Source organism: Salinicola sp. CR57, from assembly GCF_003206585.1.
Taxonomy (GTDB): domain Bacteria; phylum Pseudomonadota; class Gammaproteobacteria; order Pseudomonadales; family Halomonadaceae; genus Salinicola; species Salinicola lusitanus.
The window spans coordinates 82,376-106,042 of the sequence record NZ_PZJL01000010.1; the positions used below are offsets into that span (position 1 = coordinate 82,376).

Annotated in this window: 21 protein-coding genes and 1 riboswitch; of the genes, 12 read left to right on the forward strand and 9 right to left on the reverse strand. The window is 64.3% G+C overall.

Going from position 1 to position 23,667, the window contains the following annotated elements; genetic code table 11:
- The first annotated feature begins 83 nt into the window (after positions 1–83).
- The 4 genes from DOM56_RS15130 (at position 84) to DOM56_RS15145 (ending at position 3,952) form a co-directional block, all read left to right on the forward strand.
- Positions 84–1,088, forward strand: a complete 1,005-nt coding sequence (locus tag DOM56_RS15130) for a tripartite tricarboxylate transporter substrate binding protein (protein ID WP_110709912.1) — start codon at positions 84–86, stop codon at positions 1,086–1,088.
- Positions 1,085–1,543: a tripartite tricarboxylate transporter TctB family protein gene (locus tag DOM56_RS15135; protein ID WP_110709913.1), complete on the forward strand. Its 459-nt coding sequence runs from the start codon at positions 1,085–1,087 to the stop codon at positions 1,541–1,543. The genes DOM56_RS15130 and DOM56_RS15135 overlap by 4 nt, the downstream gene beginning before the upstream one ends.
- 2 nt (positions 1,544–1,545) lie before the next feature.
- Entirely contained in the window at positions 1,546–3,054 is a 1,509-nt protein-coding gene (locus DOM56_RS15140; protein WP_110709914.1) for a tripartite tricarboxylate transporter permease, read from the forward strand.
- A 166-nt stretch (positions 3,055–3,220) separates the two neighbouring features.
- Positions 3,221–3,952: a transporter substrate-binding domain-containing protein gene (locus DOM56_RS15145; protein WP_110709915.1), complete on the forward strand. Its 732-nt coding sequence runs from the start codon at positions 3,221–3,223 to the stop codon at positions 3,950–3,952.
- Positions 3,953–4,048: 96 nt separating this feature from the next.
- Here DOM56_RS15145 and DOM56_RS15150 read toward each other — a convergent pair whose 3' ends face one another.
- Together DOM56_RS15150 and DOM56_RS15155 are read right to left on the reverse strand one after the other, a co-directional pair.
- Positions 4,049–5,212 (reverse strand): phosphoglycerate kinase, encoded by a 1,164-nt coding sequence (locus tag DOM56_RS15150; protein WP_110709916.1) that lies wholly within the window; start codon positions 5,210–5,212, stop codon positions 4,049–4,051.
- 75 nt (positions 5,213–5,287) lie between these two features.
- On the reverse strand, positions 5,288–6,412 hold the full coding sequence (locus DOM56_RS15155) for a glyceraldehyde 3-phosphate dehydrogenase NAD-binding domain-containing protein (RefSeq protein ID WP_110709917.1): 1,125 nt from the start codon (positions 6,410–6,412) through the stop codon (positions 5,288–5,290).
- 236 nt (positions 6,413–6,648) lie between these two features.
- Between DOM56_RS15155 and DOM56_RS15160 the strand changes: the two genes are divergently transcribed.
- The gene (locus DOM56_RS15160; RefSeq protein WP_232822323.1) at positions 6,649–7,539 is read left to right on the forward strand and encodes an aconitase X; all 891 of its coding nucleotides are present in this window, start codon (positions 6,649–6,651) and stop codon (positions 7,537–7,539) included.
- Positions 7,540–7,544: 5 nt separating this feature from the next.
- Here DOM56_RS15160 and DOM56_RS15165 read toward each other — a convergent pair whose 3' ends face one another.
- The 3 genes from DOM56_RS15165 to DOM56_RS15175 all read right to left on the reverse strand — a co-directional run bounded on the left by DOM56_RS15165 (position 7,545) and on the right by DOM56_RS15175 (position 9,519).
- The gene (locus tag DOM56_RS15165) at positions 7,545–8,294 is read right to left on the reverse strand and encodes an alpha/beta hydrolase (protein WP_110709919.1); all 750 of its coding nucleotides are present in this window, start codon (positions 8,292–8,294) and stop codon (positions 7,545–7,547) included.
- Between the two features lie 132 nt (positions 8,295–8,426).
- Positions 8,427–9,155 (reverse strand): LrgB family protein, encoded by a 729-nt coding sequence (locus DOM56_RS15170; protein WP_110709920.1) that lies wholly within the window; start codon positions 9,153–9,155, stop codon positions 8,427–8,429.
- Complete coding sequence (locus tag DOM56_RS15175; protein WP_110709921.1) at positions 9,148–9,519, reverse strand: CidA/LrgA family protein; 372 nt, start codon at positions 9,517–9,519, stop codon at positions 9,148–9,150. The genes DOM56_RS15170 and DOM56_RS15175 overlap by 8 nt, the downstream gene beginning before the upstream one ends.
- A 614-nt stretch (positions 9,520–10,133) precedes the next feature.
- On the opposite strand from DOM56_RS15175, the gene DOM56_RS15180 reads away from it, so the two are divergent.
- The 4 genes from DOM56_RS15180 (at position 10,134) to DOM56_RS15195 (ending at position 14,597) form a co-directional block, all read left to right on the forward strand.
- A complete protein-coding gene (locus DOM56_RS15180) occupies positions 10,134–11,186 on the forward strand; it encodes a class I fructose-bisphosphate aldolase (RefSeq protein WP_110709922.1) in 1,053 nt (350 codons plus the stop codon).
- Positions 11,187–11,457: 271 nt separating this feature from the next.
- Positions 11,458–12,510, forward strand: a complete 1,053-nt coding sequence (locus DOM56_RS15185) for an ABC transporter substrate-binding protein (RefSeq protein ID WP_110709923.1) — start codon at positions 11,458–11,460, stop codon at positions 12,508–12,510.
- A 93-nt stretch (positions 12,511–12,603) separates the two neighbouring features.
- The gene (locus DOM56_RS15190; RefSeq protein ID WP_110601284.1) at positions 12,604–13,047 is read left to right on the forward strand and encodes a tripartite tricarboxylate transporter TctB family protein; all 444 of its coding nucleotides are present in this window, start codon (positions 12,604–12,606) and stop codon (positions 13,045–13,047) included.
- Positions 13,048–13,094: 47 nt separating this feature from the next.
- The gene (locus DOM56_RS15195) at positions 13,095–14,597 is read left to right on the forward strand and encodes a tripartite tricarboxylate transporter permease (RefSeq protein ID WP_110601282.1); all 1,503 of its coding nucleotides are present in this window, start codon (positions 13,095–13,097) and stop codon (positions 14,595–14,597) included.
- 90 nt (positions 14,598–14,687) lie between these two features.
- Here DOM56_RS15195 and DOM56_RS15200 read toward each other — a convergent pair whose 3' ends face one another.
- Positions 14,688–15,185, reverse strand: a complete 498-nt coding sequence (locus tag DOM56_RS15200; protein WP_110709924.1) for a 6,7-dimethyl-8-ribityllumazine synthase — start codon at positions 15,183–15,185, stop codon at positions 14,688–14,690.
- A 149-nt stretch (positions 15,186–15,334) separates the two neighbouring features.
- Positions 15,335–15,500, reverse strand: a riboswitch (FMN riboswitch).
- Between the two features lie 188 nt (positions 15,501–15,688).
- Between DOM56_RS15200 and DOM56_RS15205 the strand changes: the two genes are divergently transcribed.
- Positions 15,689–16,675, forward strand: a complete 987-nt coding sequence (locus DOM56_RS15205; protein WP_110601278.1) for a sugar-binding transcriptional regulator — start codon at positions 15,689–15,691, stop codon at positions 16,673–16,675.
- A 117-nt stretch (positions 16,676–16,792) separates the two neighbouring features.
- Here the strand turns inward: DOM56_RS15205 and tkt are convergent, their stop codons facing one another.
- The 3 genes from tkt to DOM56_RS15220 all read right to left on the reverse strand — a co-directional run bounded on the left by tkt (position 16,793) and on the right by DOM56_RS15220 (position 21,484).
- A complete protein-coding gene (gene tkt / locus DOM56_RS15210; protein ID WP_110709925.1) occupies positions 16,793–18,787 on the reverse strand; it encodes a transketolase in 1,995 nt (664 codons plus the stop codon).
- A gap of 128 nt (positions 18,788–18,915) precedes the next feature.
- Positions 18,916–19,719 carry a triose-phosphate isomerase family protein gene (locus DOM56_RS15215; protein ID WP_110709926.1) on the reverse strand — a complete coding sequence of 268 codons (804 nt, stop codon included), beginning with the start codon at positions 19,717–19,719 and terminating at the stop codon, positions 18,916–18,918.
- 43 nt (positions 19,720–19,762) lie between these two features.
- On the reverse strand, positions 19,763–21,484 hold the full coding sequence (locus tag DOM56_RS15220; protein WP_110709927.1) for a dihydroxyacetone kinase family protein: 1,722 nt from the start codon (positions 21,482–21,484) through the stop codon (positions 19,763–19,765).
- A 359-nt stretch (positions 21,485–21,843) separates the two neighbouring features.
- Here DOM56_RS15220 and rpiB point away from each other — a divergent pair, with 359 nt between their 5' ends.
- Together rpiB and DOM56_RS15230 are read left to right on the forward strand one after the other, a co-directional pair.
- Positions 21,844–22,305 (forward strand): ribose 5-phosphate isomerase B, encoded by a 462-nt coding sequence (gene rpiB / locus DOM56_RS15225; RefSeq protein ID WP_110709928.1) that lies wholly within the window; start codon positions 21,844–21,846, stop codon positions 22,303–22,305.
- Positions 22,306–22,641: 336 nt separating this feature from the next.
- Positions 22,642–23,610: a substrate-binding domain-containing protein gene (locus tag DOM56_RS15230; RefSeq protein WP_110709929.1), complete on the forward strand. Its 969-nt coding sequence runs from the start codon at positions 22,642–22,644 to the stop codon at positions 23,608–23,610.
- Positions 23,611–23,667: the final 57 nt, after the last annotated feature.

The following is a 23,667-nucleotide window of genomic DNA, read 5'->3' on the forward strand; positions in this document are numbered from 1 at the left end:
GCTGTCGGTGGGCAAAACCGGCCCGAGTCCGGTGCCCGCCATGAGCTTTGCGAGCATAACAACCCAGGTAGGAGACGCACAGCATGCCTCACAATCACGTGTCCAAAGCGAAAGGTTTTCATCGCTGGCTGGTCGCCGCCGTTACCGGTGGTGCGCTACTGGCCGGTGCCGTCCAGGCCCAGGCCAAGCCGCCGGAGTGTATCGCGCCGGCCAAACCGGGTGGCGGTTATGATCTGACCTGCCGGCTGGCAGCCAATGGCCTGCAGGAAGCCAAGTTGATCGACGAGCCGATGATGGTCAGCTACATGCCGGGCGGTATCGGTGCCGTCGCCTACAACCACGTTACCGGCGTACGCGACGACGATCCCAACCTGATCGTGGCCGCCAGCACCGGTGCCGCGCTAAACCTGGCGCTGGGCAAGTTCGGGCAGCAGCACACTGTCGACGACGTGCGCTGGGTCGGTGCGCTGGGCGTGGACTACGGCGCGGTCGTCGTCCGCCAGGATGCGCCGTGGAGCAACCTTGACGAACTGATGAAAGCGCTGAAGAAGGACCCCTCCAGCGTGGTCATCGGTGCCGGTGGTACGGTCGGCAGCCAGGACTGGATGAAGGCGGCGCTGATGGCCAAGTCCGACGACGTCGATCCACGCAAGCTGCGCTACGTCTCCTTCGAGGGTGGCGGTGAAGCGCTGGCCGCACTGCTGGGTGAGCACATTCAGGTCTTCACCGGCGACCTGGCCGAGCTGAAACCACAGCTCGACAGCGGTGAGATCCGGATTCTGGCGTCCCTCTCCGAAGAGCGCATGGGTGGGCCCTACGCGGACATCCCCACCGCCAAGGAGCAGGGCTACGACGTCGAATGGCCGATCTGGCGCGGTTATTACATGGGGCCGGATGTCAGCGACGAAGACTATCAGGCGTGGGCCGACCGTCTGAAAGCGCTGAGCGAGACGGAAAGCTTCGCCAAGCTGCGTGAAGGGCGCGGTCTGTTCCCGATGGCCAAGTTCGGTGAAGACTTCCATCAGTACGTGAAAGACCAGGTTGCCGACTTCCAGCAACTGGCCAAAGAAGTGGGTCTGACCCAATGAAACTCGCCGCCGACCGAATCCTGAGTTTGCTGTTGCTCGGTCTGGCGGCGTTCGTCGCCGTCCAGGCCTGGCAGTTGGAAGTGCCGTTCAGTTACGACCCGGTCGGGCCGAAAGCCTTTCCGCTGATACTGTCGGGTCTGCTGGCGGTATTGGCTGTCGTGCTGTTCGTGCGCCCGGGCGCCAGCGGTGAGTGGCCGACCGGCGCGCTGTTGCTGCGCCTGCTCTTCACCATGGCGGTGCTGGGTGTCTATGCGGCGCTGTTCATCAACCTCGGTTTCCTGGTGACGACCGCCCTGGTCAGCATCATCATCGCCTGGCTGTTCGGTGCCGCGCCGTTGAAAGCGGTCGTCGGCGGCCTGCTGCTGGCGGTGGGCAGTTATCTGCTATTCACCTACGGACTGGGAATCTCGCTGCCGACCGGTAGCTGGATCGAGCCGCTGCTGGGGAGCAACTAACCATGTTCGATTTTCTGATCCAGGGCTTCGGTGTCGCGCTGACGCCGCTCAATCTCGGGCTCGCTTTCCTCGGCGCGCTGCTCGGCACCCTGTTCGGTGCCTTGCCGGGTATCGGCCCGATCAACGGTATCGCCATTCTGATGCCGTTGGCCTATACGTTGGGCCTGCCGGCGGAATCCGCACTCATCCTGCTGGCGGGCATCTACACCGGTTCCGAGTACGGCGGGCGCATGTCGAGCATTCTGCTCAACGTGCCCGGCGATGCCGGCGCGGTCATGACCACGCTGGACGGCCATCCGTTGGCCAAAAAGGGGTTGGCTGGGCCGGCCCTGGGACTCTCCGCCGTTAGCTCGTTCATCGGAGCGACCATCGCGATCATCGGCCTGACCCTGTTTGCGCCGCTGCTGGCGATCGTGGCGGTCAAATTTGGCCCCGCCGAATTCTTCGGCCTGATGATCTTTGCCTTCGCTTCCATGTCCGCGATGATGGGCAAGGATCCGATCAAGACGCTGATCGGCGCCGTGCTCGGCGTGTTGATCTCGACCGTCGGCGTCGATTCCGGCACCGGCGTGCTGCGCTTCACCTTCGATATGCCCGAACTCTACGATGGCATCGATTTCGTGGTGATGATCATCGGCCTGTTCGCGGTCAGCGAGATTTTGCTGATGCTCGAGCACGCCTTCCGCCACGACCAGGATGGCGAGATGGCGCCGATCGGCCGCGTGATGGTCAAGATGAGCGAGGTCCTCTACTGCAAGTGGGCGATCCTGCGCTCCAGCGTGATCGGCTTCGTCATCGGCGTGTTGCCGGGCACCGGCGCTTCGGTCGCCAGCGCCGTGGCCTACACCACCGAAAAACGCATCAGTGACCGTGACAATACCTTTGGAACCGGTGACATGCGCGGCCTGGCGGCGCCGGAAGCGGCCAACAACGCTTCCGCCGCCGGTTCCTTCGTGCCGATGCTGACGCTGGGCATTCCCGGTTCCGGCACCACCGCGATCCTGCTGGGCGCGCTGATGCTCTACAACATCAACCCCGGTCCGATGATGTTCCGCGAACAGCCGGTGGTGGTAGGTGGCCTGATCGCCTCGCTCTATATCGGCAACGTCATGCTGCTGCTGCTCAACCTGCCGCTGGCCGGCGTGTTCGCCCGCGTACTGCAGGTGCCGCGCTGGCTGCTGGTACCGAGCGTGGCGATTCTCGCCTTCGTCGGCGTCTATCAGCTGCACTCCGACCTGATGGCGATCTACCTGATGCTGGTCATCGGCGTGTTCGGCTATCTGCTGCGCAAGTTCGGCTTCTCGCTGGCACCGGTGGTGCTGGGCTTCGTACTGGGCGGCCTGATGGAAGAGAACCTGCGCCGGGCGCTGTCGATCAGCGGTGGCGATGTCGCCATCCTGTTCCAGTCCAACCTGTCGATCGGGCTATGGATCGCCGCCGCCCTGGTGGTGCTGGTGCCGATGTTCGCGGGTAAGCTCAAGGCGAAGTTCCTGCCGGCGAGGGCTTCCTGACGCCACCGGCTTTTTCGATATCGTCAGCACTCGACGGCCCCGCTCTGACGGGGCCGTTCTCGTTGAACGGAAGTTCATGATCGTGTTCAGCGGCCGCGCACCGTTAGTGGAATCTCTGGCTATAGTGCGAATAGATATCTAGCGGTGATATCAACGGGAGAGATTCATGAGCGATGAAAAATCGGCGGTCATCGAGGCGCTGGCGCCGCAGGGGCGACTGCGCGTGGCGATCAACTACGGTAATACCGTCCTGGCCCAGCGTGGCGAGAACGGTGAGCCTGCCGGGGTCTCGGCGGTGCTGGCACGGGCGTTGGCGGACGAGCTCGGGGTGGAAGCGGAATTCGCCACCTTCGACGGCGCCGGCGACGTGTTCGCCGCCATCGACGACGATGCCTGGCGGGTCGGCTTTGTCGCCCGCGACCCGGTGCGAGCCGAGAAGATCCATTTCACTGACCCCTACGTGATCATCGAAGGCACTTACCTGGTGCCGGAGGCGGCGCCGTTTCAGGAGGTCGACGAGCTGGATCGGGGCGATGTCCGCATCGCCGTGGGCAAGGGCGCGGCCTACGACCTCTACCTGACACGGGCGTTGAAGCATGCCAGCCTGGTCCGCGCCGCCACGTCCGCCGCGGCGATCGAGCTGTTCGTCGAACGTCAGTTGGACGCTGCCGCCGGCGTGCGCCAGCCGTTGGCGAGCTACGCCGCCGAGCATCCGGGGTATCGTGTCCTGGCGGGACGCTTTACCGCCATCGAGCAGTGCATGGCGGTGACGAAGGCGCAGGCGTCGGATGAGGTCACGCGCTACGTCGAGGATTTCCTCTCCCGCATGAAGCAGAGCGGGCTGGTGAAACGGGCGTTGGCGGAGAGCGGACAGGACGAGACCCAGGCGGCGCCGTGAACCAGAAAGCGGTGTGAAATGGCAGATCGTTGCCCAGAGACGACGACACCGACTCTCGAGTCGGTGTCGTCGTCTGTCATCAGACCATGGCCGGCGCTATTTGGCAGCCGCTTCCAGCGCCGCGACCGCCGGGAGTGTCTTGCCTTCGACGTACTCGAGGAAGGCGCCGCCACCGGTTGAGATGTAGGAGACCTGGTCGGCGATGCCGTACTTGTCGATGGCGGCCAGGGTGTCGCCACCGCCGGCGATTGAGAAGGCGGGGCTGGCGGCGATCGCCTTCGACAGCACTTCGGTGCCCTTGCCGAACTGGTCGATCTCGAACACCCCGACCGGGCCGTTCCACAGGATCGTGCCGGCATTTTCGAGCAGGCTGGCGAGGTGCTTGGCGGTCTCCGGCCCGATATCCAGGATCATCTCGTCGTCGCCGACCTGGTCGACGGGTTTGACGGTCGCCGTGGCGGATTCGGAAAACTCGGTGGCAACGACGACATCGGTGGGCAGCGGGATCTCGACCTTGGCCATCAGCTCCTTGGCCTTGTCGATCAGGTCCGCTTCATGGAGCGACTTGCCCACGCCGTAACCGGCCGCGGCGATGAAGGTGTTGGCGATGCCGCCACCGACGATCAACTGATCGCACTTCTCCGACAGCGAATAGAGCACGTCGAGCTTGGTCGACACCTTGGACCCGCCCACGATGGCGGCCATCGGGCGCTTGGGCGCGCTGAGGGCTTGCTCCAGCGCGTCGAGCTCGTTGGCCAGCAGCGGGCCGGCACAGGATTGCGGTGCGAACCGGATCACGCCATGGGTGGACGCCTGGGCGCGGTGGGCGGTGCCGAAGGCGTCCATCACGTAGATATCGCAGAGGGCGGCATACGCCTTGGCCAGCGCTTCGTCGTCCTTTTTCTCGCCCTCGTTGTAGCGCACGTTCTCGAGCAGCACGACTTCACCGGTGGCGATCTCGACGTTGCCCTCGAGGTACTCCTTCTCCAGCCGTACCGGCTTGCCCAGCAGCTCGGAGAGATGCTCGGCCACCGGGGCCAGCGTGAACTCGTCGGCGGGCTCGCCCTCGGTGGGCCGACCCAGGTGACTCATCAGCATCACGCTGGCGCCGGCGTCGAGCGCAGCCCGGATCGTCGGCAGGCAGGCGCGGATGCGGGCATCGCTGGTCACCTTGCCGCCCTTGACCGGGACGTTGAGATCCTCGCGGATCAACACGCGCTTCCCGGAGAGATCCAGTTCAGACATCTTGAGTACGGTCATGAAATCCTTTCCTTAGAGGGTGTTCAATAAAGGGCTGCACTCGCCGATACGGCGTTGAAACCTTCTTCAACATGCTCATTTACTGCTCGTAAACTCCGCTGTTTCATCCGGTTTCGCCTTGCCTCGTCTTCGTTCGCCTGTTTCTTGAATACCCTCTCCTGAGGAGGTGGCGGGTTCGGAGACGGGAGATGAGAGTTCGAGCCAGTGGCGGGCGACATCGAGCATTCTGTTGGCGAAACCCCATTCGTTGTCGAACCAGCACAGCGCCTTCAGCAGGCGGCCGCCGGCCACGCGGGTCTGAGTGGCATCCACGATACCCGAGCGGGGATCGTGGTTGAAGTCGACCGAGGCCATCGGCTCGTAGGTCATGCCGAGCAGGCCCAGGTAGCGCTCGCGACTGGCGGCGGCTAGGCAGGCGTTGACCGCGTCGGCATCGGTGTCGCGCTCGAGCGAGATCGCCAGATCCATGGCCGAGACGTTGATGGTCGGCACCCGCACGTGAAGGCACTCGAAACGATCCGCCAGATGCGGCATCAGTCGGCCGATGCCGCGCGCCAGACCGGAATCGACCGGAATGATGGAGTGCATCGCCGAGCGGGTCAGGCGCAGGTCGCTGTTGTGATAGGCGTCGATCACCGGCTGGTCGTTCATCGCCGAGTGAATGGTGGTGGTGACGCCGTGGGAGACGCCGAAGCTGGCTTCCAGCACGTCGAGGATCGGTATCAGGCAGTTGGTGGTACATGACGCTGCCGAGACGATTCGCATTCCGGGGGCGATTGCCGTCTGGTTGACGCCGTAGACCACGGTGGCATCGACATCCGCTTCCGCCGGCTGGGAAAACAGCAGCCGCGACGCGCCGGCCTGGAGGTGGCGCTCGGCGGTGGCGCGATCCTTGAAACTGCCGGAGCACTCCAGCAACAGGTCGACGCCGAGTTCTCCCCACGGCAACGTCTCCGGTGCCTCGGCGTTGAGGACTCGAATGGATCTGCCGTTGACGATCAGGCAGCCATCACCCGCTTCGACATGACCGGGGAAGCGCCCGTGGGTGGTGTCGTAGCGGGTCAGGTAGGCGATCGTCTCGAGATCGGAGCGCTCGTTGATGGCGACGATCTCCAGCGGCAGATCGGGGCGCTCGATCAGTGCCCGCAGGACGCTCTGGCCGATACGGCCGTATCCGTTGATGGCGACGCGGTAGGTCATGGGCGAGTCCGATAACCCGAGGTTGAGGGCGAGGTTCGAGGCCGTCCATCTTAGCGCATTCGTGTCGGGCCAGCCGAGTCTGAGCCGGATGTCAGGTCAAAGCACTGGACGCGGGAGCGCTCGGCTCATAATTTGAGACGATCTCTCTCATGTTGGGAAGCTGCTTTGATCGTCGTTGCCATCGCCACTGCCTTGGTTCTCGCGCCCTCGCCGCTCTTCGAGGCGACAGCGTCGTGATGCGCCGCCTCGAGTCGCTGTCGTTCTACCTCTCCGCCACCGACTGCCTGGTCGAGGGCGAGGCCAGTGGCGTGGTCCTGACCCGCTCGATGCCCTGCCGGTTATGGGAGGGCCCGCCGGAACGGGACGAGCCGGGGGGCGAGCCCGTCACCGGGCGAGCGCTGGTCGTTTCCTGCAGGTCGGGTTCGAGCGGCGCCGGCGCGGGACTGCTGGAAGCCATCCATGCCGACCAGGGGCCGGCACTGGTCGTGCTCGATCGTCCCGACCAGGCCGTTGCCCTGGAAGCCATCGCCGCTGAAGAGGTACTGTCACGCTCGCTGCCGCTGGTGGTGCTGGACGATGCCCGCTTCGCCCTGGCCCAGGCGGCGCATCTCATCACGCTCCATCGCGGCAGGCGGCTGGTCCTGAGCGGCCCGCGTCTGGCGGGGTTGGCCAGCGTCACCGCCGGCGGCGAACTGGGACACGAGCCGGCCCCCGTCGTCGCCGCCAACGATGGCTTCGCGCTATCGCCGGAGGACCGGCGCTGTCTCGATGGCGGCGCCGGCCCGGCCGCCCAGGCCGCGATGCGGGTCGTCGTGCGCATGGCTCGCCTGCGCGGCGCCCGGGCGCTGCTCGACGTGGATCGCATGCATGTCGGCAGCGATATCGATATCGGCCCGGCGGGCCTGGCCCTCGTCGCCCGCCTGGTCGAGTGGGGCGATGGGTTTCGCGTGCCGACGACGATCGGGGCGTCCGGCAAGGCGACGACGCGCTTCGTCGAGGCTTGCCGAGCGCTCGGTGCCATGCCGCTCAGCGACCCGGCGTCACTGCGAGCGAGCGCCGAGATGCCCTGGCCGCTCGCGCTCTGCGTGGCGATGGTCGGCCGGGCGCCCGCACCCTCCACCCACTGAGGTCGTCACGGGGTCTCCGCGGCGATGGTGTTGAGCCGCTCCGCCAGCGTCTCCGGCATCTCCATGGGCAGGAGATGCCCGTAGCCGGGAAAGACTTCCAGCTTGCCTTGGGGGAGGTGGGGCATCACCTCGGAGCGCTGGATGTCCGGTGGCAGCGACGGGTCCCTGTCACCGACCAGCACCCAGGCCGGGTAGGGGAGCTTGCCGACGGTCTCGCGCCAGTCCTCGGCGTACGTCGCTGTCGGCCAGGCCCGCCATGCCGATGGATTGGCGTTGATGGCGTCCTCCACCGCCTGCTGGTAGAGCGCCGGGGGAAGAGACACTTCGCTGGCACCGTCGATGAACTGGCGTGCCTGGGCCTCGCTGAAATCGAAGCCGAGCTGGAACCGGTGTTCCTCCTCGCTGATCGACTGTGGCCCGGGTGGAGAGGGCGCGATCAAAATCATGGCGCGCAGCCAGGCGGGGTGGTCGGCGGCGACGGTCATCGCGATCCGGCCGGAGAACGAGTGACCGACCAGGATGACGTCGTCGAGATCGGCGTCGTCGACACACTGCTTCACATGGCGGGTCATCGAGGCGACATCGAATCCCGCCACGTCACTGGCGCGGCCGAAGCCCGGCATGTCCAGCGTGATCACCCGGTACCGCTCGTCGAGAAGCGGAAGGACCGCCTCCCACTCATGATGGGAACTGCCGAAGAAGTGCATGAGCACCAGCGTCGGGCTTCCCTGACCGCTGTCACTGGCTATCGTCATCGGATCTCTCCTGTCGAGGCCTTGCCGTGTCCGGCTTTCCTTGCCCGACCGTCGCAGCAGGCGACGGCCTGACTAACAGCGTAGCGGGATGTGCGTCGCTGTCAGGCATCGATTGGGGGCACGAAGCGAGGCTCAGTCGAACAGATGCCAGACGAGAGGCAGCACGATGGCGGTGAAGGCACCCGTCAGGCTCATGCCCAGCGAAGCGAACGCGCCGGCGACGCTGCTGATCTCGAACGCGCGTACCGTACCCAGGGCGTGTCCGTTGATGCCCAGTGCCAGGCCGATCAGCCGGGGGTCGCGAATGCGCAGGACCCGGCTGAGCCACTCCACGCCGAAAATGGCGGTGACGCCGGTCGTCAGCAGTGCCCCCATCAGCAGTGCCCGGGAGCCGCCCAGCTCCTCGGCCAGCCCGAGCGCGATGGGGGAGGTCACCGACTTGGGCGCCAGCGAGGCGAGCACCTCCGCCGGCGCGCCCATGGCGGCGGCGATGATCACGGCGTAGCAGGCCGCCAGGGTCGCTGACAGCGGCAGCGTCAGCATGATGGGCTTCCACAGCGCGCGAATCTGCGGCAGTTGCTGGTAGAGCGGCACCGCCAGCGCGACGGTGGCCGGACCCAGCAGCAGCATGAGCCAGCCGGCGCCGCGGTTGTAGTCGTCGATGCCGATGGGCAACAACGCGATGACTGCGGCGATCAGGAGCGCTGCGATCAGCATCGGCGGGCACCAGGTGGGCCGATGCATCAGCTTGAACAGGCGGATACCGAGGAAATAGGCGCCGAGCGTGAGCGCGATGGCGGCGACCGGGGAGTCGAACCACTGTTGCGGCAGCTGCGAAAGCCGCTCGAGCCACTCATTCATCGCCGGCATTCCCCGGGACGTCGCTCGCGGGCAGATAGCGCCGCATCAGCAGCAGGCTCGACAGCACGCTGAGCAGCGTGCCCACGATCAGCGCGGTCACGATGGCGATCCACTGGTCCGCGAACCGGCCGGCGACAAAGAATATCTCGACGACACCGGGCATGATCAACAGCGCCAGCATCGCGATCAGCGGCTGACTGACGTGGACGACATGCGGGTTCATGCCACCCCGGTAGCCGAAGAAGAGCGTCAACAACAGCATCCCGATGACGCCGCTGGGCATCGGGAGGTGGAACAGCTCCACCGCGGCCTGTCCCAGTAGCAGAAAGACCAGCAGCCACAAAAAGCCGCGCAGAACGGACATCCTGACAATCTCGCATCGCGTGAGGGACGAGCATCATAGCAAATGCCTGGCGTCGTCCCGACGACCATGACCCACCGGTCTGACCCCGGCCGGCGCTCAAGACTTTCCCATGACGATTTTCAGCCGCCGTCGGGATACGAAACGTGACAATCTGGGACAGCCCCCGTCAGGGCGTCCGATCGAGCAGACAGGCGATGCAGAAATGGTGCATGGGCGTGAACTGCGGCGCATAGTCGCTTATTCTTGGCGGTGATCTCTGGAAGCGCGGACAATTTTGCGGTGCTTCCTTAGCGGGGTTTCACGAATTCGGCGAGCGGAGGCAAGACCCGGCAGGGTCGGCGTAGACGGAGCGGGCAGGCGTACTTGTCTGCCCGAGGGAAAATGCTCCTTTTGAAGCCGATTTCAACGCCGTATTGTCGAGCGCGGCCACTGTTTGAAAACGCTCTCAACGGCGAGTCGATGATCGCCGCGATAGAGAGGGAAGTTGGCGCCACGGGCAGCGGGTCGAGACCATGCCACGCAGCCATTATCGGTTAGCCATCTTTGGTAGACAGGGAAGCGGCCCAAGTCGAGATTTCCCGGATGATCCATCTTGAGGACAGAGGAAAAGCAACATGACCGATATTGCCAAGCTGCTGGGCAAGGAAGCAGACAGCCTACTCAGCTATACCTGCACGGGCTTCAAGAAAGAAGACCTGTATCTGCCGGGCCCCGACTTCGTCGATCGCGTCTTCTCCGACACCGATCGCAGTCCGCACGTGATGCGTAACCTGCAGACGCTGTTCAATACCGGTCGCCTGGGCGGTACCGGTTACCTCAGCATCCTGCCGGTCGACCAGGGCATCGAGCACTCGGCTGGTGCGTCGTTTGCCCCCAACCCGATGTACTTCGATCCCAAGAACATCGTCGAGCTGGCCCTGCAGGGCGGCTGCAACTGCGTCTGCTCGACGCTGGGGGTGCTCTCTTCGGTGGCGCGGCGCTATGCGCACAAGATCCCGATGATGCTCAAGCTCAACCACAACGAGAGCCTGACGCTGCCGGCGATGTACGAACAGACCATGTTCGCGCAGATCGAGCAGGCCCATGACATGGGCTGCATCGCGGTCGGCGCCACCATCTACTTCGGTTCCGAGGACTGCCGTCGCCAGATCCAGGAAGTCAGCGAAGCCTTCGAGCGCGCCCACGAGCTGGGCATGGTCACCGTGCTGTGGTCCTACCTGCGCAACCCGGAGTTCAAGAAGGATGGGGTCGACTACCACGTCTCCTCCGACCTCACCAGTCAGGCGGTGCACCTGGCGGCGACCATCAAGGCCGACATCGTCAAGCAGAAGCTGCCCGAGAACAACGGCGGCTACAAGGCGATCGGCTTCGGCCATACCCACGACAAGGTCTACAGCGAACTGACCAGCGATCACCCGATCGATCTGGCCCGCTATCAGGTGGCCAACTCGTTCATGGGGCGCGCCGGACTGATCAACTCCGGTGGTGGCTCCAAGGGGCACTCCGACCTGGGCGAAGCGGTACGCACGGCGGTCATCAACAAGCGTGCCGGCGGCATGGGCCTGATCTCCGGGCGCAAGGCGTTCCAGAAGCCGCTGAACGAGGGTATCGAACTGCTCAATGCGGTTCAGGATGTCTACCTTTCCAAGGATGTCACCGTCGCCTGATCCCGGTTCCGGGATCGACGCTCGACGCAGGACGCCATGGAATCTCCGAAGCCCGGCCATCGCCGGGCTTTTTTCTGCCTCGATTTCAGGGAGTTGCACCGAACGACGGCATGCGACCTTGGTCTAGGGACTTAAGTTGAATTGTCTGACAAAGTCGCCTTCATTACCGTGCAAGACGTGTTGGATGATAACGCTATCATTTTGTCACCGCCGGGGTAGGGCGTCGCGAGTCGCGCCACTCGAGTGGGCAACGGTATGAGGGAGACGTGTCATGAAAGCGATTTGGAACAAGACCTGTCTGGCGATCGTCGCCAGTGCCGCCATCGGGATATCGGCCTCGGCACAGGCCGCCGACGACTGTCCGCTGCCGGGCAACCTGCGCGTGGTGATCGGCTCGACCTCGACCGGGGGCGACACTTACCAGAACTCGAGCATCGTGGTGGATCAACTGGCGGACAAGCTCGATATCAATGCCAAGGTCGATGCCGTCGGGGTGATGCCGGGTTTCCAGGCGCTGGAGCGCAGCCGTCACGGCAACACCGTGATGATCTTTCATGATGGCGCCTATCTGGGCAACCTCTACGGGGTGAACGGCTATCCCGATATCTTCGACAAGTTCATCGTCGGGCCGACCATCGCCATCAACCCGGGCAACGCCTATCTGGTGCCCAAGGATTCCCCTTATCAGTCGATGAGCGACATCATCGAGGCCGCGGGCGACGGCAAGGAGATCAAGGTCGCGATCCAGCCGGGCAGCGTCTCGGAGATCGGGTTCTCGGCGCTCAAGAATGCCGTGCGCATGAAGTCTCCCGGCAAGGAAGGCAATATCGTCGCCGTCAATACCGGCTCCCAGGCGGACAAGAATCAGTTGCTGTTCGACGGGGCGGTGGACGTGATCAACGGCTCGGTGCAGGCCAACGAGCAGTACACCCAGCTGCCGGCGGATGATCAGAAGGCGATGCGCTTCGTCTGGATCACCGCGCGCGAGCAGACCATCGCCGAAACCGACGAAGCGGGCATGGGCGACACCACGCGCGAGCAGCTGCTGCAGTACGTGACGCCGAATGTCAGCGTGCCGATGACCGCCGACCAGGACTTCACTTTCGACAAGGAATTTTTCTTCCTCTACAACAAGGACATGGATCCCGCCGCGATCCAGTGTATCGACGACGCGCTGGCGGAGATCTACGACGAGGGCGAGATCCAGCAGCAGCAGAAGCGCTCGTTCTTCGTGCCGGACTTCAAGCCTTCCCAGGAAGCGGCCAGCTACCTGAAAGAGAAAAACGACCAGTACAAGACCATCATCAACGACCTGGAAGGTTGATCCTGTCGCGTACCGGCCGACCGACGTCGGCCGGTACGGCTCGTTTCCACCACTGAGGCCGCCGGTAATGACCCGGCGCAGGAGCCGCTTTCCATGGAAAGCCAATGGCTGTCGCTGCTCGATGTGACCATCGATTTCGACCAATCGCATCTCTTCTTCCCGCGAATCGTCACCTGGATTCTGGTCGTACTGCTGGCGATCATCCTGATCACCCGCTACCGGCGGCTGGTGCCGGGGCTCAAGCACGCGGGGCGCGTTCTGGCCGGACGCGAGGGCGATTTCGACCACCGGCGCTTCTTCGGCACGCTGGCGCTGACCACGGCCTACTTCTACCTGATGGGCGTGTTGAGCGATGTGTTTCCCAACACCGGCTACAGCTTTCTGATCATGTCGGTGCTGTTCGTGTTTCTGCTCTCGCTGTTGTACGTGGATCGGCCGACGCGGCGCCTGTGGGTCATCCTGGTGCTGAATGCGCTGATCGCACCGACGCTGGCCTGGTACGTGCTGGCACAGCTTTTCCGCATCACCCTGCCCTGAGCCGCTGGCCCCCAACTCCTTCGCCCTGACTGCCGGAGACGTCTTTCATGGATATCCTGTCTCATCTCACGCCGATGTTCTTCGCGCTGATCGCCGCGGGGACCGCGATCGGCATCATCTTCGGCGCGATCCCCGGCATGACCGCCACCATGGCGGTGGCGGTCTGTCTGCCGCTGACCTACGCCTTCGGCCTCGAGAACGGCATCGCGCTGTTGCTGGGGCTCTACGTCGGCGGCATTTCCGGCGGGATGGTGCCGGCCGTACTGATCAACATCCCCGGCACGCCATCGTCGATCACCACCACTTTCGACGGCTATCCGATGGCCAAGCGGGGCGAGGGAGAACGCGCGCTCAAGATCGGGATCGTCGCCTCGGTCTTCGGCGGGCTGTTCAGCGCCGCGGTACTGTTCTTCTTCGCGCCGTTGCTGGCGGACTTCGCTATCAAGTTCTCCTACGTCGAGAAATTCCTGATCATCCTGCTGGCGCTGACGGTCATCGCCTCGCTCTGTTCCAACATGCTGATGGGCGTGTTCAGCGGCGTGCTGGGGGTGTGGCTGAGCCTGATCGGCACCTACTCGATCACCGAGGGTGGCAACGGCGAGCCGCGGCTGATGTTCGACTTCATGCAGTACTACCTGATCGACGGCTTCTCGCTGCTGCCGGTGCTGATCGGTATCTTCGGCCTGACCACCGTGCTGCTGGATGCCGAAAAGGGGTTCAGGGACGAGACCGGCCAGGGGCCGATTTCGCTTAAGAACGGTGCCAAGTTCCGGTTCGGCGTGTTCAAGGGCCAGCTAACCAACCTGATACGCTCCTCGAGCATCGGCACCTTCGTCGGGATCCTGCCGGGCGTGGGGGGCAGTGCCGCTTCGGTACTGGCCTACAGCCAGGAGAAGAATTTCTCGCGGGACTCCTCCCAGATGGGCAAGGGCGCCCCGCAGGGGATCGTCTCGTCGGAGTCCTCCAACAACGCGCTGACCGGTGGCGCGCTGGTGCCGCTGCTGTCGCTGGGTATCCCCGGGGACTCCACCACCGCGATCCTGATCGGCGCGTTCACGCTGCAGGGCATCCAGGTCGGCCCGCTGTTCATCGGCAACAACCTCGATACCTGGTACCTGATGATCATCGCGCTGCTGGCGGCCAATGTGCTGATGTTCGGCATCATGTACTTCGCGATCCGCCATATCGCCAGGGTGATCGAGGTGCCGAAGTACATTCTCTATCCGCTGATCATCATGATGTGCGTCGTCGGTGCCTACGCCATCAACTACGGCATCATGTTCGATGTCTGGACGCTGCTGATCTTCGGCGTGTTCGGCTGGGTCGCCCACAAGATCGGACTGGAGACGGTGCCGCTGATCATCGGCTTCATTCTCGGCAAGTCGGCAGAGGTCTATTTCGTCAAGAGCCTGGAGTCATACGGCAACTATTCGATCTTCTTCACCAAGAGTCCGATCGCCGTGTGCCTGTGGGTATTGATCGCCGTGTCGCTGGCGTTCGCGATCTATCTGCGGGTGAGGAGTCGGCGCCAGGCCGCCGTCGAGAGCTGACCTGATCCCCCGTCGAACGGGTGAAACGGAACGAAAAAGCCCACGCCATCGGGGATGGCGTGGGCTTATCGGCATGATGCCGGCAGGCGATCAGTCGACGCTCAGCTTACGTACCTGACTGAGGTTTTCCATCGTCGTCAGGCACGCCTCGGCGGCCTCGCGCCCCTTGGTGAGGAAGTGCTGCTGGAAGAACGACAGATGCGCCTCGTGCTCATGGAAGTGGTGCGGCGTCAGCACCGCGGAGAGCACCGGCACTTCCTGTTCGACCTGCAGTGACATCAGTGCGTCGATCACGGCGGTGGAGACGAAGTCGTGGCGATAGATGCCGCCGTCGACGACGAAGCCGGAGGCGACGATCGCGGCGTAGCGGCCGCTCTTGGCCAGCAGCTTGGCCTGGAGCGGGATCTCGAACACGCCTGGGACGGTGAAGGTATCGACTTGCTCGGTGGCAAAGCCGCGTTCGGCGACCGCTTCGAGGAAGGCAGCGTGGCAGTTGCCGACGATATCGCCGTGCCAGTCGGCACGAATGAAGGCGATGCGTTGCGACAGCGTCTGCGGCGAGAGCTGCGGCGGATAGGGCTGATTCATGGTCGTTTCCTGTTGATCGGTGACCGAAGTCACGTTAACCAGAATCAGGGCTTCGGATCCGCTTGGGCGTCACGGGAGGCGGTTGGCGTAGGCGCGAACGGTGAACATCACCGATCGCCGCGCGGCTGACCGAATCGTCGTTGCAAGGGAGCCGTTCTCTTTCATCCGGACTATCACCGTCGGCTTCGGAATCTCACCGAATCTGCTGACCTCGAAGGCGGTGCCATCGAGCGCTCGCGGGCTGAGAGACTGGCGTTCGTGTCACGCCGCCTCATTACCGCCGGTGGGGACTTGCACCCCGCCCTGAGAACCGATCGCGGCGAACCGCAATCCGCCGATAGTCTACGCCGATCCCGGCGCGCGAGAAAGTCGAACGCGGTGGACCCTGTGGTATCGTGAGCCGGTCGAAGCGGCCGGCTGGGCGAGGGTGGGACGCCGCCCGTCTCGGGCCGTTCAAGACCGATCTTCTCAACACTCGATCTTCTCAAACTATGGAAGCGTGCATGAACGAGCGCAACGAGAACGCCGATATCGCTCTGATGACGGAAATCGCCACCCTCTACTACACCGAGGGGGAGACCCAGGAGGTCATCGCCAATCGATTGGGGATCTCGCGGGTCAAGGCGGGGCGCCTGCTCAAGCGCGCGCAGGCGGAAGGCATCGTCGACGTTCGTGTGCGCCAGCATCCCGCCGTCAGTGCAGAGATCGAGCAGGCCCTGAAGCGGCGCTTCGGGGTCAAGCGCGCCCTGATCGCGCTCGATCACGCCGATGCCGACGTTCAGCGCGCCAACGTGGCCAGCCTGGTCGCCGATCATCTCTCGCGGCAGCTGAGCGAGGGGGCGATCGTCGCCGTCGGCATGGGGCGCAACGTCGGTGCGGTGGCGGACAACGTGTTCGAGCAGGGGCAGCGCCAATGCTCGTTCGTCTGCGCTATCGGCGGCTCGGTGCGGGCGGGGGAGTACATGAACCCGGACCATATCTGTCGTCGCCTGGCGATCAAGTTCGGCGGCGACAGCGAGACGCTCTACGCGCCAGCGCTGGTGCAGAACCTCGAACTGCGCGACGCCATGTACGAGAACCCGACCATTCGCCAGACCCTGGATCGCGCCCGGCGCGCCGACCTCGCCCTGATCGGCATCGGCGATCTCAGCGAGAACAGCAACATGGTGCGGATGGGCTGGTTCACCCCCCAGGAGACTGCCGAGGCGCGGCTCTCCGGCACGGTCGGCGACATGATGGGCTACGACTTCATCGACATCTACGGCCGGCCGTCGATGACGCCGATGCAGGGCCGCGTGATCGGCTTGACCATCACCGATCTGGCGCGGATCCCCGACGTGATCGCCATCGCCGCCGAGAACACCAAGGCGGCCGGTATCCTCGGCGCGCTGCGCACCGGGGTGATCGACACCCTCGCCACCAGCGTCACCAACGCCCACACCATTCTGCGCCTGGACGAGGCGACCCGGGTCGACGACAAGTCCGATTGAGCGCTGGCCGAGACCGGAGCGTTCCTCGGCGGCCGAGCCGCCTCGTCGCGAACCCTCCAACGAAAAACGCCCGGCCAATAGGCCGGGCGTCTGGTTTGACGCTATCGGATGTGACGATCAGCCCAGCAGCTTCTCGGCGCGGGCGACGACCTTGTCGACCGTGAAACCGAAGTGCTTGAACAGATCGCCGGCCTTGGCGGACTCGCCATAGGTGGTCATGCCGATGACGTCGCCGTCGAGGCCCACGTACTTGTACCAGGTCGACGGGATGGCGGCCTCGACCGCCAGACGCTTGCGCACGTCGCTCGGCAGCACCGACTCGCGATAGCTCTCGTCCTGCTCGTCGAAGGCGCTGGTGCAGGGCATGGAGACCACGCGGACTTTCTTGCCCTTGCCCTCGAGTTCGGTGGCGGCGTCCATTGCCAGGCCCACTTCGGAACCGGTGGCGATCAGGATCAGCTCCGGCTTGCCACCCTCGGCTTCCTTGAGCACGTAGCCGCCGCGACGAATCTGCTTGAGCTGCTCGTCGTCGCGCGGCTGGGCCGGCAGATCCTGGCGCGAGAAGATCAGCGCCGTGGGGCCTTTCTCCCGCTTCAGGCCCTCGACCCAGGCCGCCGTCGTCTCGGTGGCGTCACACGGCCGCCACGTCGCCAGACCGGGCAGATTGCGCAGGTCGGCCAGTTGCTCGATCGGCTGGTGGGTCGGGCCATCTTCGCCGAGACCAATGGAGTCGTGGGTGAAGACGTGAATGATGCGGGTATGCGACAGCGCCGACATGCGCACGGCGTTGTGCATGTACTCCATGAACACCAGGAAGGTCGCGTCGTAGGGAATGAAGCCGCCGTGGGTGGCGATGCCGTTGGCGATCGCGCCCATGCCGAACTCGCGCACGCCGTAGTGCAGGTAGCCGCCGTCGAAGTCTTCCTTGCTGATCGCCTTGGCGCCTTTCCACAGGGTCAGGTTGGACGGTGCCAGGTCGGCGCTGCCGCCGAACAGCTCGGGCAGGTCCGGTCCCAGCTCGTTGAGGACGCCCAGCGAGGCCTTGCGCGAGGCGGTGGTCTCGGATTTCTCCTGCGCCGTCTTGATCAGGGCATCGCCGTCGAAGTTGGCCGGCAGTTCGCCGTTGTAGCGACGTTTCAGCTCCTTGGCCAGTTCCGGGTAGGCTTTCTCGTAAGCCGCCAGCTTGGCGTCGTACTCGGCTTCGCGTTTCTGGCCCTGCTCGCGGGCGTCCCACGCCGCGTAGTAGTCGTCGGGAATCTCGAACGCCGGATATTCCCAACCCAGCTCCTTGCGCGCGGCCGCGACTTCGTCTTCGCCCAGGGCGGCACCGTGGCTTTCTTCCTTGCCCGCCTTGTTGGGCGAACCGAAGCCGATCACGGTCTTGCAGATGATCAGGGTCGGCTTGTCGGTGACACGCTTGGCTTCCTCGATGGCGGCGTTGATCTGTTCGGCGTCGTGGCCGTCGACGTCGCGCACCACGTGCCAGTGGTAGGCCTCGAAGCGCTTGGCGGTGTCGTCGGTGAACCAGCCCTCGACCTCGCCATCGATGGAGATGCCGTTGTCGTCGTAGAACACGGTCAGGTTGCCCAGACCCAGGGTGCCGGCCAGCGAGCACGCCTCGTGGCTGATCCCCTCCATCAGGCAGCCGTCGCCGGCGAAGACCCAGATGCGGTGGTCGACGATCTCGTGGCCGTCACGGTTGAACTGCGCCGCCAGGGTGCGCTCGGCGATGGCCATGCCGATACCGTTGGCCAGGCCCTGGCCCAGCGGCCCGGTGGTGGTCTCGATACCGGGCGTGTAACCGTGTTCCGGGTGACCGGGGGTCTTCGAACCCAACTGGCGGAAGTTCTCGAGCTCCTTCATCGGCAGGTCGTAACCGGTCAGATGAAGCAGCGAGTAGTGCAGCATCGAGCCGTGACCGTTGGAGAGAATGAAACGGTCGCGATCTTCCCAGTCCGGGTTGGCGGGGTTGTGCTTGAGATGGTCGTTCCACAGCACTTCCGCGATATCGGCCATGCCCATCGGCATGCCGGGGTGGCCGGAGTTGGCCTTCTGCACGGCGTCCATGGAAAGCGCGCGGATGGCGTTGGCTAGCTGACGACGAGATGGCATTGGCTTTCGGATCCCCTAGATCGTAAATGGATGATGTCGCGAGACGCGATCTGGCACTCGGTTCGACACGGCAATCAAGTCTAACGTGGCATCAAGTCTAACGTGGCTGTTCAGTTTAGCGCGGATGGTCAATCCGGTGCGGAGGATTCGCTCCCCGCGGCTGATCCGTTTGACGCGAGCAGCGAGGCTTCGTTCACGATCGCCTCGAACGCGGCCGGATCGTGGGCGAAACGCCCCAGGAACAGACCATCGACCTTTCCCGCCAGGCGGGTCAACAGGTCGGGGCCGGCGCTGCCACCATAGATCACCCTAGCAGACGGGTGCGTGGAGAGGTGATCCTGCAACCCCTGGCAGACCGCTGCAATGTGCGCGAGTGATGCCGGTTCCGAGGCACCGATCGCCCAGTGCGGTTCATAGGCGACCACCAGCGGCTGCGAGCGCTGCGCCGGCGTCGCCAGCGCCAGCGCCGAGTCGATCTGATGCCGGCAGTCGGCAATGGCATCGCGCGGCTCGCCATGGTCGGCTTCACCGATACAGAGCACCGGAATCAGCCCCTGCGCCAGCGCGATCCGTGTCTTGGTGGCGACGACAGCGTCATCTTCCGCGAACAGGCGCCGACGTTCGGCATGGCCGATCTCGACATAACGACAGCCCATCTCGGCCAGCATGGCCCCGCTCACCTCGCCAGTATAAGCGCCGGGTGGTGCCTGATACAGGTTCTGGCCACCCACGCCGACTGGCGTGTCGGCGAAGCAGTCGAGCACCGGGGCGAGCGCCGGGAAGCTGGGCAGCACGAATAGCGACACCCGGCCGTCGACGACGGCCGGGTGATGGGCGAGAAGGGTGGCGATCCGGCGACACCACTCCAGGGTCTGGGCATAGCCGAAGTACATCTTGAAGCTGATGCCCAGGGTGATCGGGGCTTGAGCCATGGCGTCCTCGCGGTTGTCTAGCCTTGGGCCATCGAGAACGGGGTCACCGGTCGATGACGGGTTGAATGGCGGCGACGATCAGGGAGAGCGAGACCGCGCCGGGATCCGGCGTGCCGAGGCTCTTCTCGGCCAGCGGGCGGGCGCGCCCCATCTTCGGCCGGAGCTCGGAGGTGGCGGTCGCCGCCGCTTCGCAGGCCTCGACGGCCTTGCGCCATGCCGTCGCCAGATCGTCGCCGGCATTCACCGCCTGCTCGAGCGCCTCGCTGAACGGCGCCAGCGCATCGACCAGCGTCTTGTCGCCCAGCTTGGCCTTGCCGAACGCCATCACGTCATTCTTGGCCTTGGTGATGCCTTCGGCATAGTGCGCCGGGGTTGGCGCGTCGTCGTCGCCGAGCGTCACACCGAGGGCATTGAGCATGACGCCCCAGATCGCGCCGGAGGTGCCGCCAGCGCGATCCGACCACGCCTCGGCGGCCATGCGCAGCAGCGTGCCGGCCCCGGCACTGCGGCTCACCGCGTCTTCCGCGGCCAGTTCCGCGGCGACCACCCCGCGCTGCATGCCGATGCCATGATCGCCATCCCCGGCAATGGCATCGAGTCGCCCCAGCTCCTCCACCTCCTGATCGATGATCTTGCGCGTCGCGCTCAAGGCCTGATAGAGGCAGCGCGCGGTAGCGATCGACGCTTCGCTGGCGGGTGGAATGGCATCGGCATCCGGGATGTCCAGCTGGGAGGCGTCGATGGGCGGGGCGGCCTCGAGACTGCCCTTGCGATAGGCCGGTGCATCAGCGGGGGCCTTCCACAGTCGCTCCAGTTCGTCGTCGAGCCAGAACAGTGTCAACGAGGCGCCCGCCATGTCGAGACTGGTGACCAGTTCTCCCACTTCCGGCTCGACGATCTCCAGGCCGGCCTCCGTCAGTAACTGATTGACCCGCCGATAGACCACGAACAGCTCTTCGTACTTGATTGAGCCCAGGCCGTTGAGCAGCACCGAGGCCTTGGCCCCTCCGACACTGCCGACCCCGTCCGGGATCTCCTCCATCAGGTGAGAGACAAGCAGCTCGGCGAGAGCGTCGGCGCTGGGAACGTTCTGCTCGCTGATCCCCGGCTCGCCGTGGATGCCCAGGCCCACCGCCATCTTGCCGGCGGGAACGTGGAACAGCGCATCCTTCGCACCCGGCAGCGTGCAGCCGTCGAACGCCACGCCCATGGAGCGGGTGCGCAGGTTGGCCGCGCGGGAGACGCGTACGACCTCTTCCAGCGAATAGCCGGCCTCGGCCGCTGCCGCTGCGATCTTGAAGACGGTCAGGTCGCCGGCGATGCCGCGACGCTTGTGCAGCTCGTCCTGCCCGGCACTGGAGACATCGTCGATGACCGCGACGATCTCGCAGGGGATGCCCTCGCGGATCAGGCGCTCCCGGGCCTGGCCGAAATGCAGCACGTCGCCGGCGTAGTTGCCGAAGCTGAGCAGCACGCCGGCACCATTGTTGGCTGCCTTGCAGACGTTGTAGACCTGCTGCGCCGAAGGCGAGGCGAACAGATTGCCCATCACCGCGCCATGAGCCAGGCCCTGGCCGACCAGCCCCGCGAAGGCGGGATAGTGGCCGGAGCCTCCACCGATGACGACGGCGACGGTACCCGGCTCGCTGCGGGTGCTGCGAATGACCCCGCCGGGCACCTGGCAGACCCGCTGCGCATGCGCGGCGACGAACCCTTCGGTCGCTTCGTCGACGAAATTCACAGGATCGTTGTAAAGACGTGTCATGGCCGACGCTCCCGGCGATTGAGATGTGTGCCAGGCCATGGACGATCGCTGTCCGGATCTGGCCTGCTGAAAATATGATCCAATGCTGCACATTTGGTTGTCTGTGGCGCTTGGGACCATCATAGCGACCGGAAAAGACGCGGATATGCGACTTTGGTGGTGATATCGCTTCGTTCTATCTCGTTACTTGAGCATGATTATCGCGGCTCACTAGCGGCTTTGGCGCCGATTCGTGCGTCGTTTCCCCCGTTTGATACACGACTTTTTGCTCATATGAGATGTTATTGTTCATATGAACAATGTGTGGCTATGATGACGCCGTCGACGTTCGACGCCATTGAGAGCATGGGAGGTGAGTGATGGCAAAGCAGTGGCGAGTGGCGCTGGGGTGTGACGAGGCGGCGTATGAGATGAAGCAGGCGATGATCGAGCATGTCCGGGCGCTGGGGCACGAAGTCGAGGACTTCGGCACGCACGAGGCGAAGCCGGTGCTCTACCCGGATATCGCGATCGAGATCGCGGAGGCGATTGCCGAGGGGCGCTACGATCGCGGCGTCCTGATGTGTGGCACCGGCATTGGCGTGGCGATATCCGCCAACAAGGTGGCCGGCATTCGTGCCGCCCAGGCTCACGACACCTACTCCGCCGAGCGCGCTCGGAAGAGCAATGATGCCCAGATCGTCACCATGGGCGCGCGCGTCATTGGTATCGAGTTGGCCAAGACGATCGTCGAGAGCTTCCTGAGTAACGAGTATGAGCCCGGCGGCCGCTCGCAGCCCAAGGTGGATCGGATCGAGGCTTACGAGCGTGAGCATCGCTGAGTCGGGCTGATGGCTCGGCACCTGCTGGGAGTTCTCATCGGGAAGGTTGGGTGATCGACGGCCCCGGCGTGCCGCGGGAGGTAGAGGTGCTATCTACTGATCATGTGATCATCCGGAAATGACTGGCCGGTTAGTCTCGGGTCTGAGGCGATGCTTCTCGGTAGACCGATAAGACAATGAAATCAAAGTGCAAAATAAATAACTTTCATCGTGGCCACTAAAGGCTGCCTTGTTCATTTTGCAAGCCAAGCGGCAAATGATGGTGGGAAAAGCTGTTCATATGAATTCCATATGCCTCATATGAATGATGGTTTGGGTCATTGCGGAGGGTTCCTCATGAAAATCGTCAAGGCAAGTGTGGTACTGGCACTCGGCATTCTGGCATCCGCGGGAGTGGCTTCATCGACCCTCGCCGCCGAGGGGCCGGGGACCGAAAAGCACGATAGCTATCGTTTCGTGGTGGTGCCGAAGGTGGTCCACCCCTGGTTCGACAAGGTCAACCAGGGTGCGCAGCAGGCTGCCGCTGCCATCAAGGCGCAGACCGGGTCCGAGGTGGAGATCCAGTACTCGGCTCCCCAGAGCGCCAACGTCGCCCAGCAGAACGAGATCATCGAGCGTGCCATCTCGACGCGTCCCGACGGGATCATCGTCGATCTTCTCGATCCCAGCGGCAATCGTACCGTGCTGCAGGAGGCCCAGGAGCAGGGGATTCCGATCACGCTGTTCGATTCGATCAACCCCGAGGGGATGAATCTGACCACCGTGGGCAGCGATTTCTGCGAGCAGGCCGAGATGGCGGCCAATCGCTTGATCGAACTGCTGGATGGACAGGGCAAGGTGGCAATCATGATGGGCGTGCCCACGGCCCCCAACCACGCCGAGCGGGCACGCTGTGCGCAGGCCGTGTTTGATGCGCACGAGGGTATCGAGGTTGTCGCGACCGGCGTCGACAACGATGACATCAATACCGCGCAGCAGCAGGCCTCCGCGATCATGCAGGCCAACCCCGACCTCGATGGCTGGGTGGCGTCGGACGCCGCCGGACCGGTCGGTATCGGTCAGGCGATCAAGGAGGCCGACAAGGTCGGCAAGGTCCAACTGGTCGGTCTCGATGACCTCAGCCAGATGCTGGTGTTGATCAAGGAGGGCGTGGCGGACTCCTCGTCGGCTTCGCGCCCGACCATGCAGGGCTACTGGTCGGTGATCAACATGTGGCAACTGGCTACCGGGGCGATCACGCCCAATCACATCGATACCGGTAACGTCATGATCACGCCCGATAACGTCGACTCCTTCATGGAGTGAGGCCCAAGACGCCCCCGTCGGCAGCGATATCTCCGGCGGGTCGGTTGCGGTGATTCA

Excerpts from the sequence above, each read along its gene's own strand:
- DOM56_RS15135 (WP_110709913.1), top strand. The coding sequence starts at position 1,085 with ATGAAACTCGCCGCCGACCGAATCCTGAGTTTGCTGTTGCTCGGTCTG.
- DOM56_RS15155 (WP_110709917.1), bottom strand. The coding sequence starts at position 6,412 with ATGACCTACCGCGTCGCCATCAACGGATACGGCCGTATCGGCCAGAGC.
- DOM56_RS15230 (WP_110709929.1), top strand. The coding sequence starts at position 22,642 with ATGAAAATCGTCAAGGCAAGTGTGGTACTGGCACTCGGCATTCTGGCA.
- DOM56_RS15215 (WP_110709926.1), bottom strand. The coding sequence starts at position 19,719 with ATGGCTCAAGCCCCGATCACCCTGGGCATCAGCTTCAAGATGTACTTC.
- DOM56_RS15160 (WP_232822323.1), top strand. The coding sequence starts at position 6,649 with ATGCGCCGCCTCGAGTCGCTGTCGTTCTACCTCTCCGCCACCGACTGC.
- DOM56_RS15180 (WP_110709922.1), top strand. The coding sequence starts at position 10,134 with ATGACCGATATTGCCAAGCTGCTGGGCAAGGAAGCAGACAGCCTACTC.
- DOM56_RS15195 (WP_110601282.1), top strand. The coding sequence starts at position 13,095 with ATGGATATCCTGTCTCATCTCACGCCGATGTTCTTCGCGCTGATCGCC.
- DOM56_RS15145 (WP_110709915.1), top strand. The coding sequence starts at position 3,221 with ATGAGCGATGAAAAATCGGCGGTCATCGAGGCGCTGGCGCCGCAGGGG.
- DOM56_RS15200 (WP_110709924.1), bottom strand. The coding sequence starts at position 15,185 with ATGAATCAGCCCTATCCGCCGCAGCTCTCGCCGCAGACGCTGTCGCAA.
- DOM56_RS15205 (WP_110601278.1), top strand. The coding sequence starts at position 15,689 with ATGAACGAGCGCAACGAGAACGCCGATATCGCTCTGATGACGGAAATC.
- DOM56_RS15140 (WP_110709914.1), top strand. The coding sequence starts at position 1,546 with ATGTTCGATTTTCTGATCCAGGGCTTCGGTGTCGCGCTGACGCCGCTC.
- DOM56_RS15150 (WP_110709916.1), bottom strand. The coding sequence starts at position 5,212 with ATGACCGTACTCAAGATGTCTGAACTGGATCTCTCCGGGAAGCGCGTG.
- DOM56_RS15220 (WP_110709927.1), bottom strand. The coding sequence starts at position 21,484 with ATGACACGTCTTTACAACGATCCTGTGAATTTCGTCGACGAAGCGACC.
- DOM56_RS15185 (WP_110709923.1), top strand. The coding sequence starts at position 11,458 with ATGAAAGCGATTTGGAACAAGACCTGTCTGGCGATCGTCGCCAGTGCC.
- DOM56_RS15170 (WP_110709920.1), bottom strand. The coding sequence starts at position 9,155 with ATGAATGAGTGGCTCGAGCGGCTTTCGCAGCTGCCGCAACAGTGGTTC.
- DOM56_RS15190 (WP_110601284.1), top strand. The coding sequence starts at position 12,604 with ATGGAAAGCCAATGGCTGTCGCTGCTCGATGTGACCATCGATTTCGAC.
- DOM56_RS15165 (WP_110709919.1), bottom strand. The coding sequence starts at position 8,294 with ATGACGATAGCCAGTGACAGCGGTCAGGGAAGCCCGACGCTGGTGCTC.
- rpiB (WP_110709928.1), top strand. The coding sequence starts at position 21,844 with ATGGCAAAGCAGTGGCGAGTGGCGCTGGGGTGTGACGAGGCGGCGTAT.
- DOM56_RS15130 (WP_110709912.1), top strand. The coding sequence starts at position 84 with ATGCCTCACAATCACGTGTCCAAAGCGAAAGGTTTTCATCGCTGGCTG.
- DOM56_RS15175 (WP_110709921.1), bottom strand. The coding sequence starts at position 9,519 with ATGTCCGTTCTGCGCGGCTTTTTGTGGCTGCTGGTCTTTCTGCTACTG.
- tkt (WP_110709925.1), bottom strand. The coding sequence starts at position 18,787 with ATGCCATCTCGTCGTCAGCTAGCCAACGCCATCCGCGCGCTTTCCATG.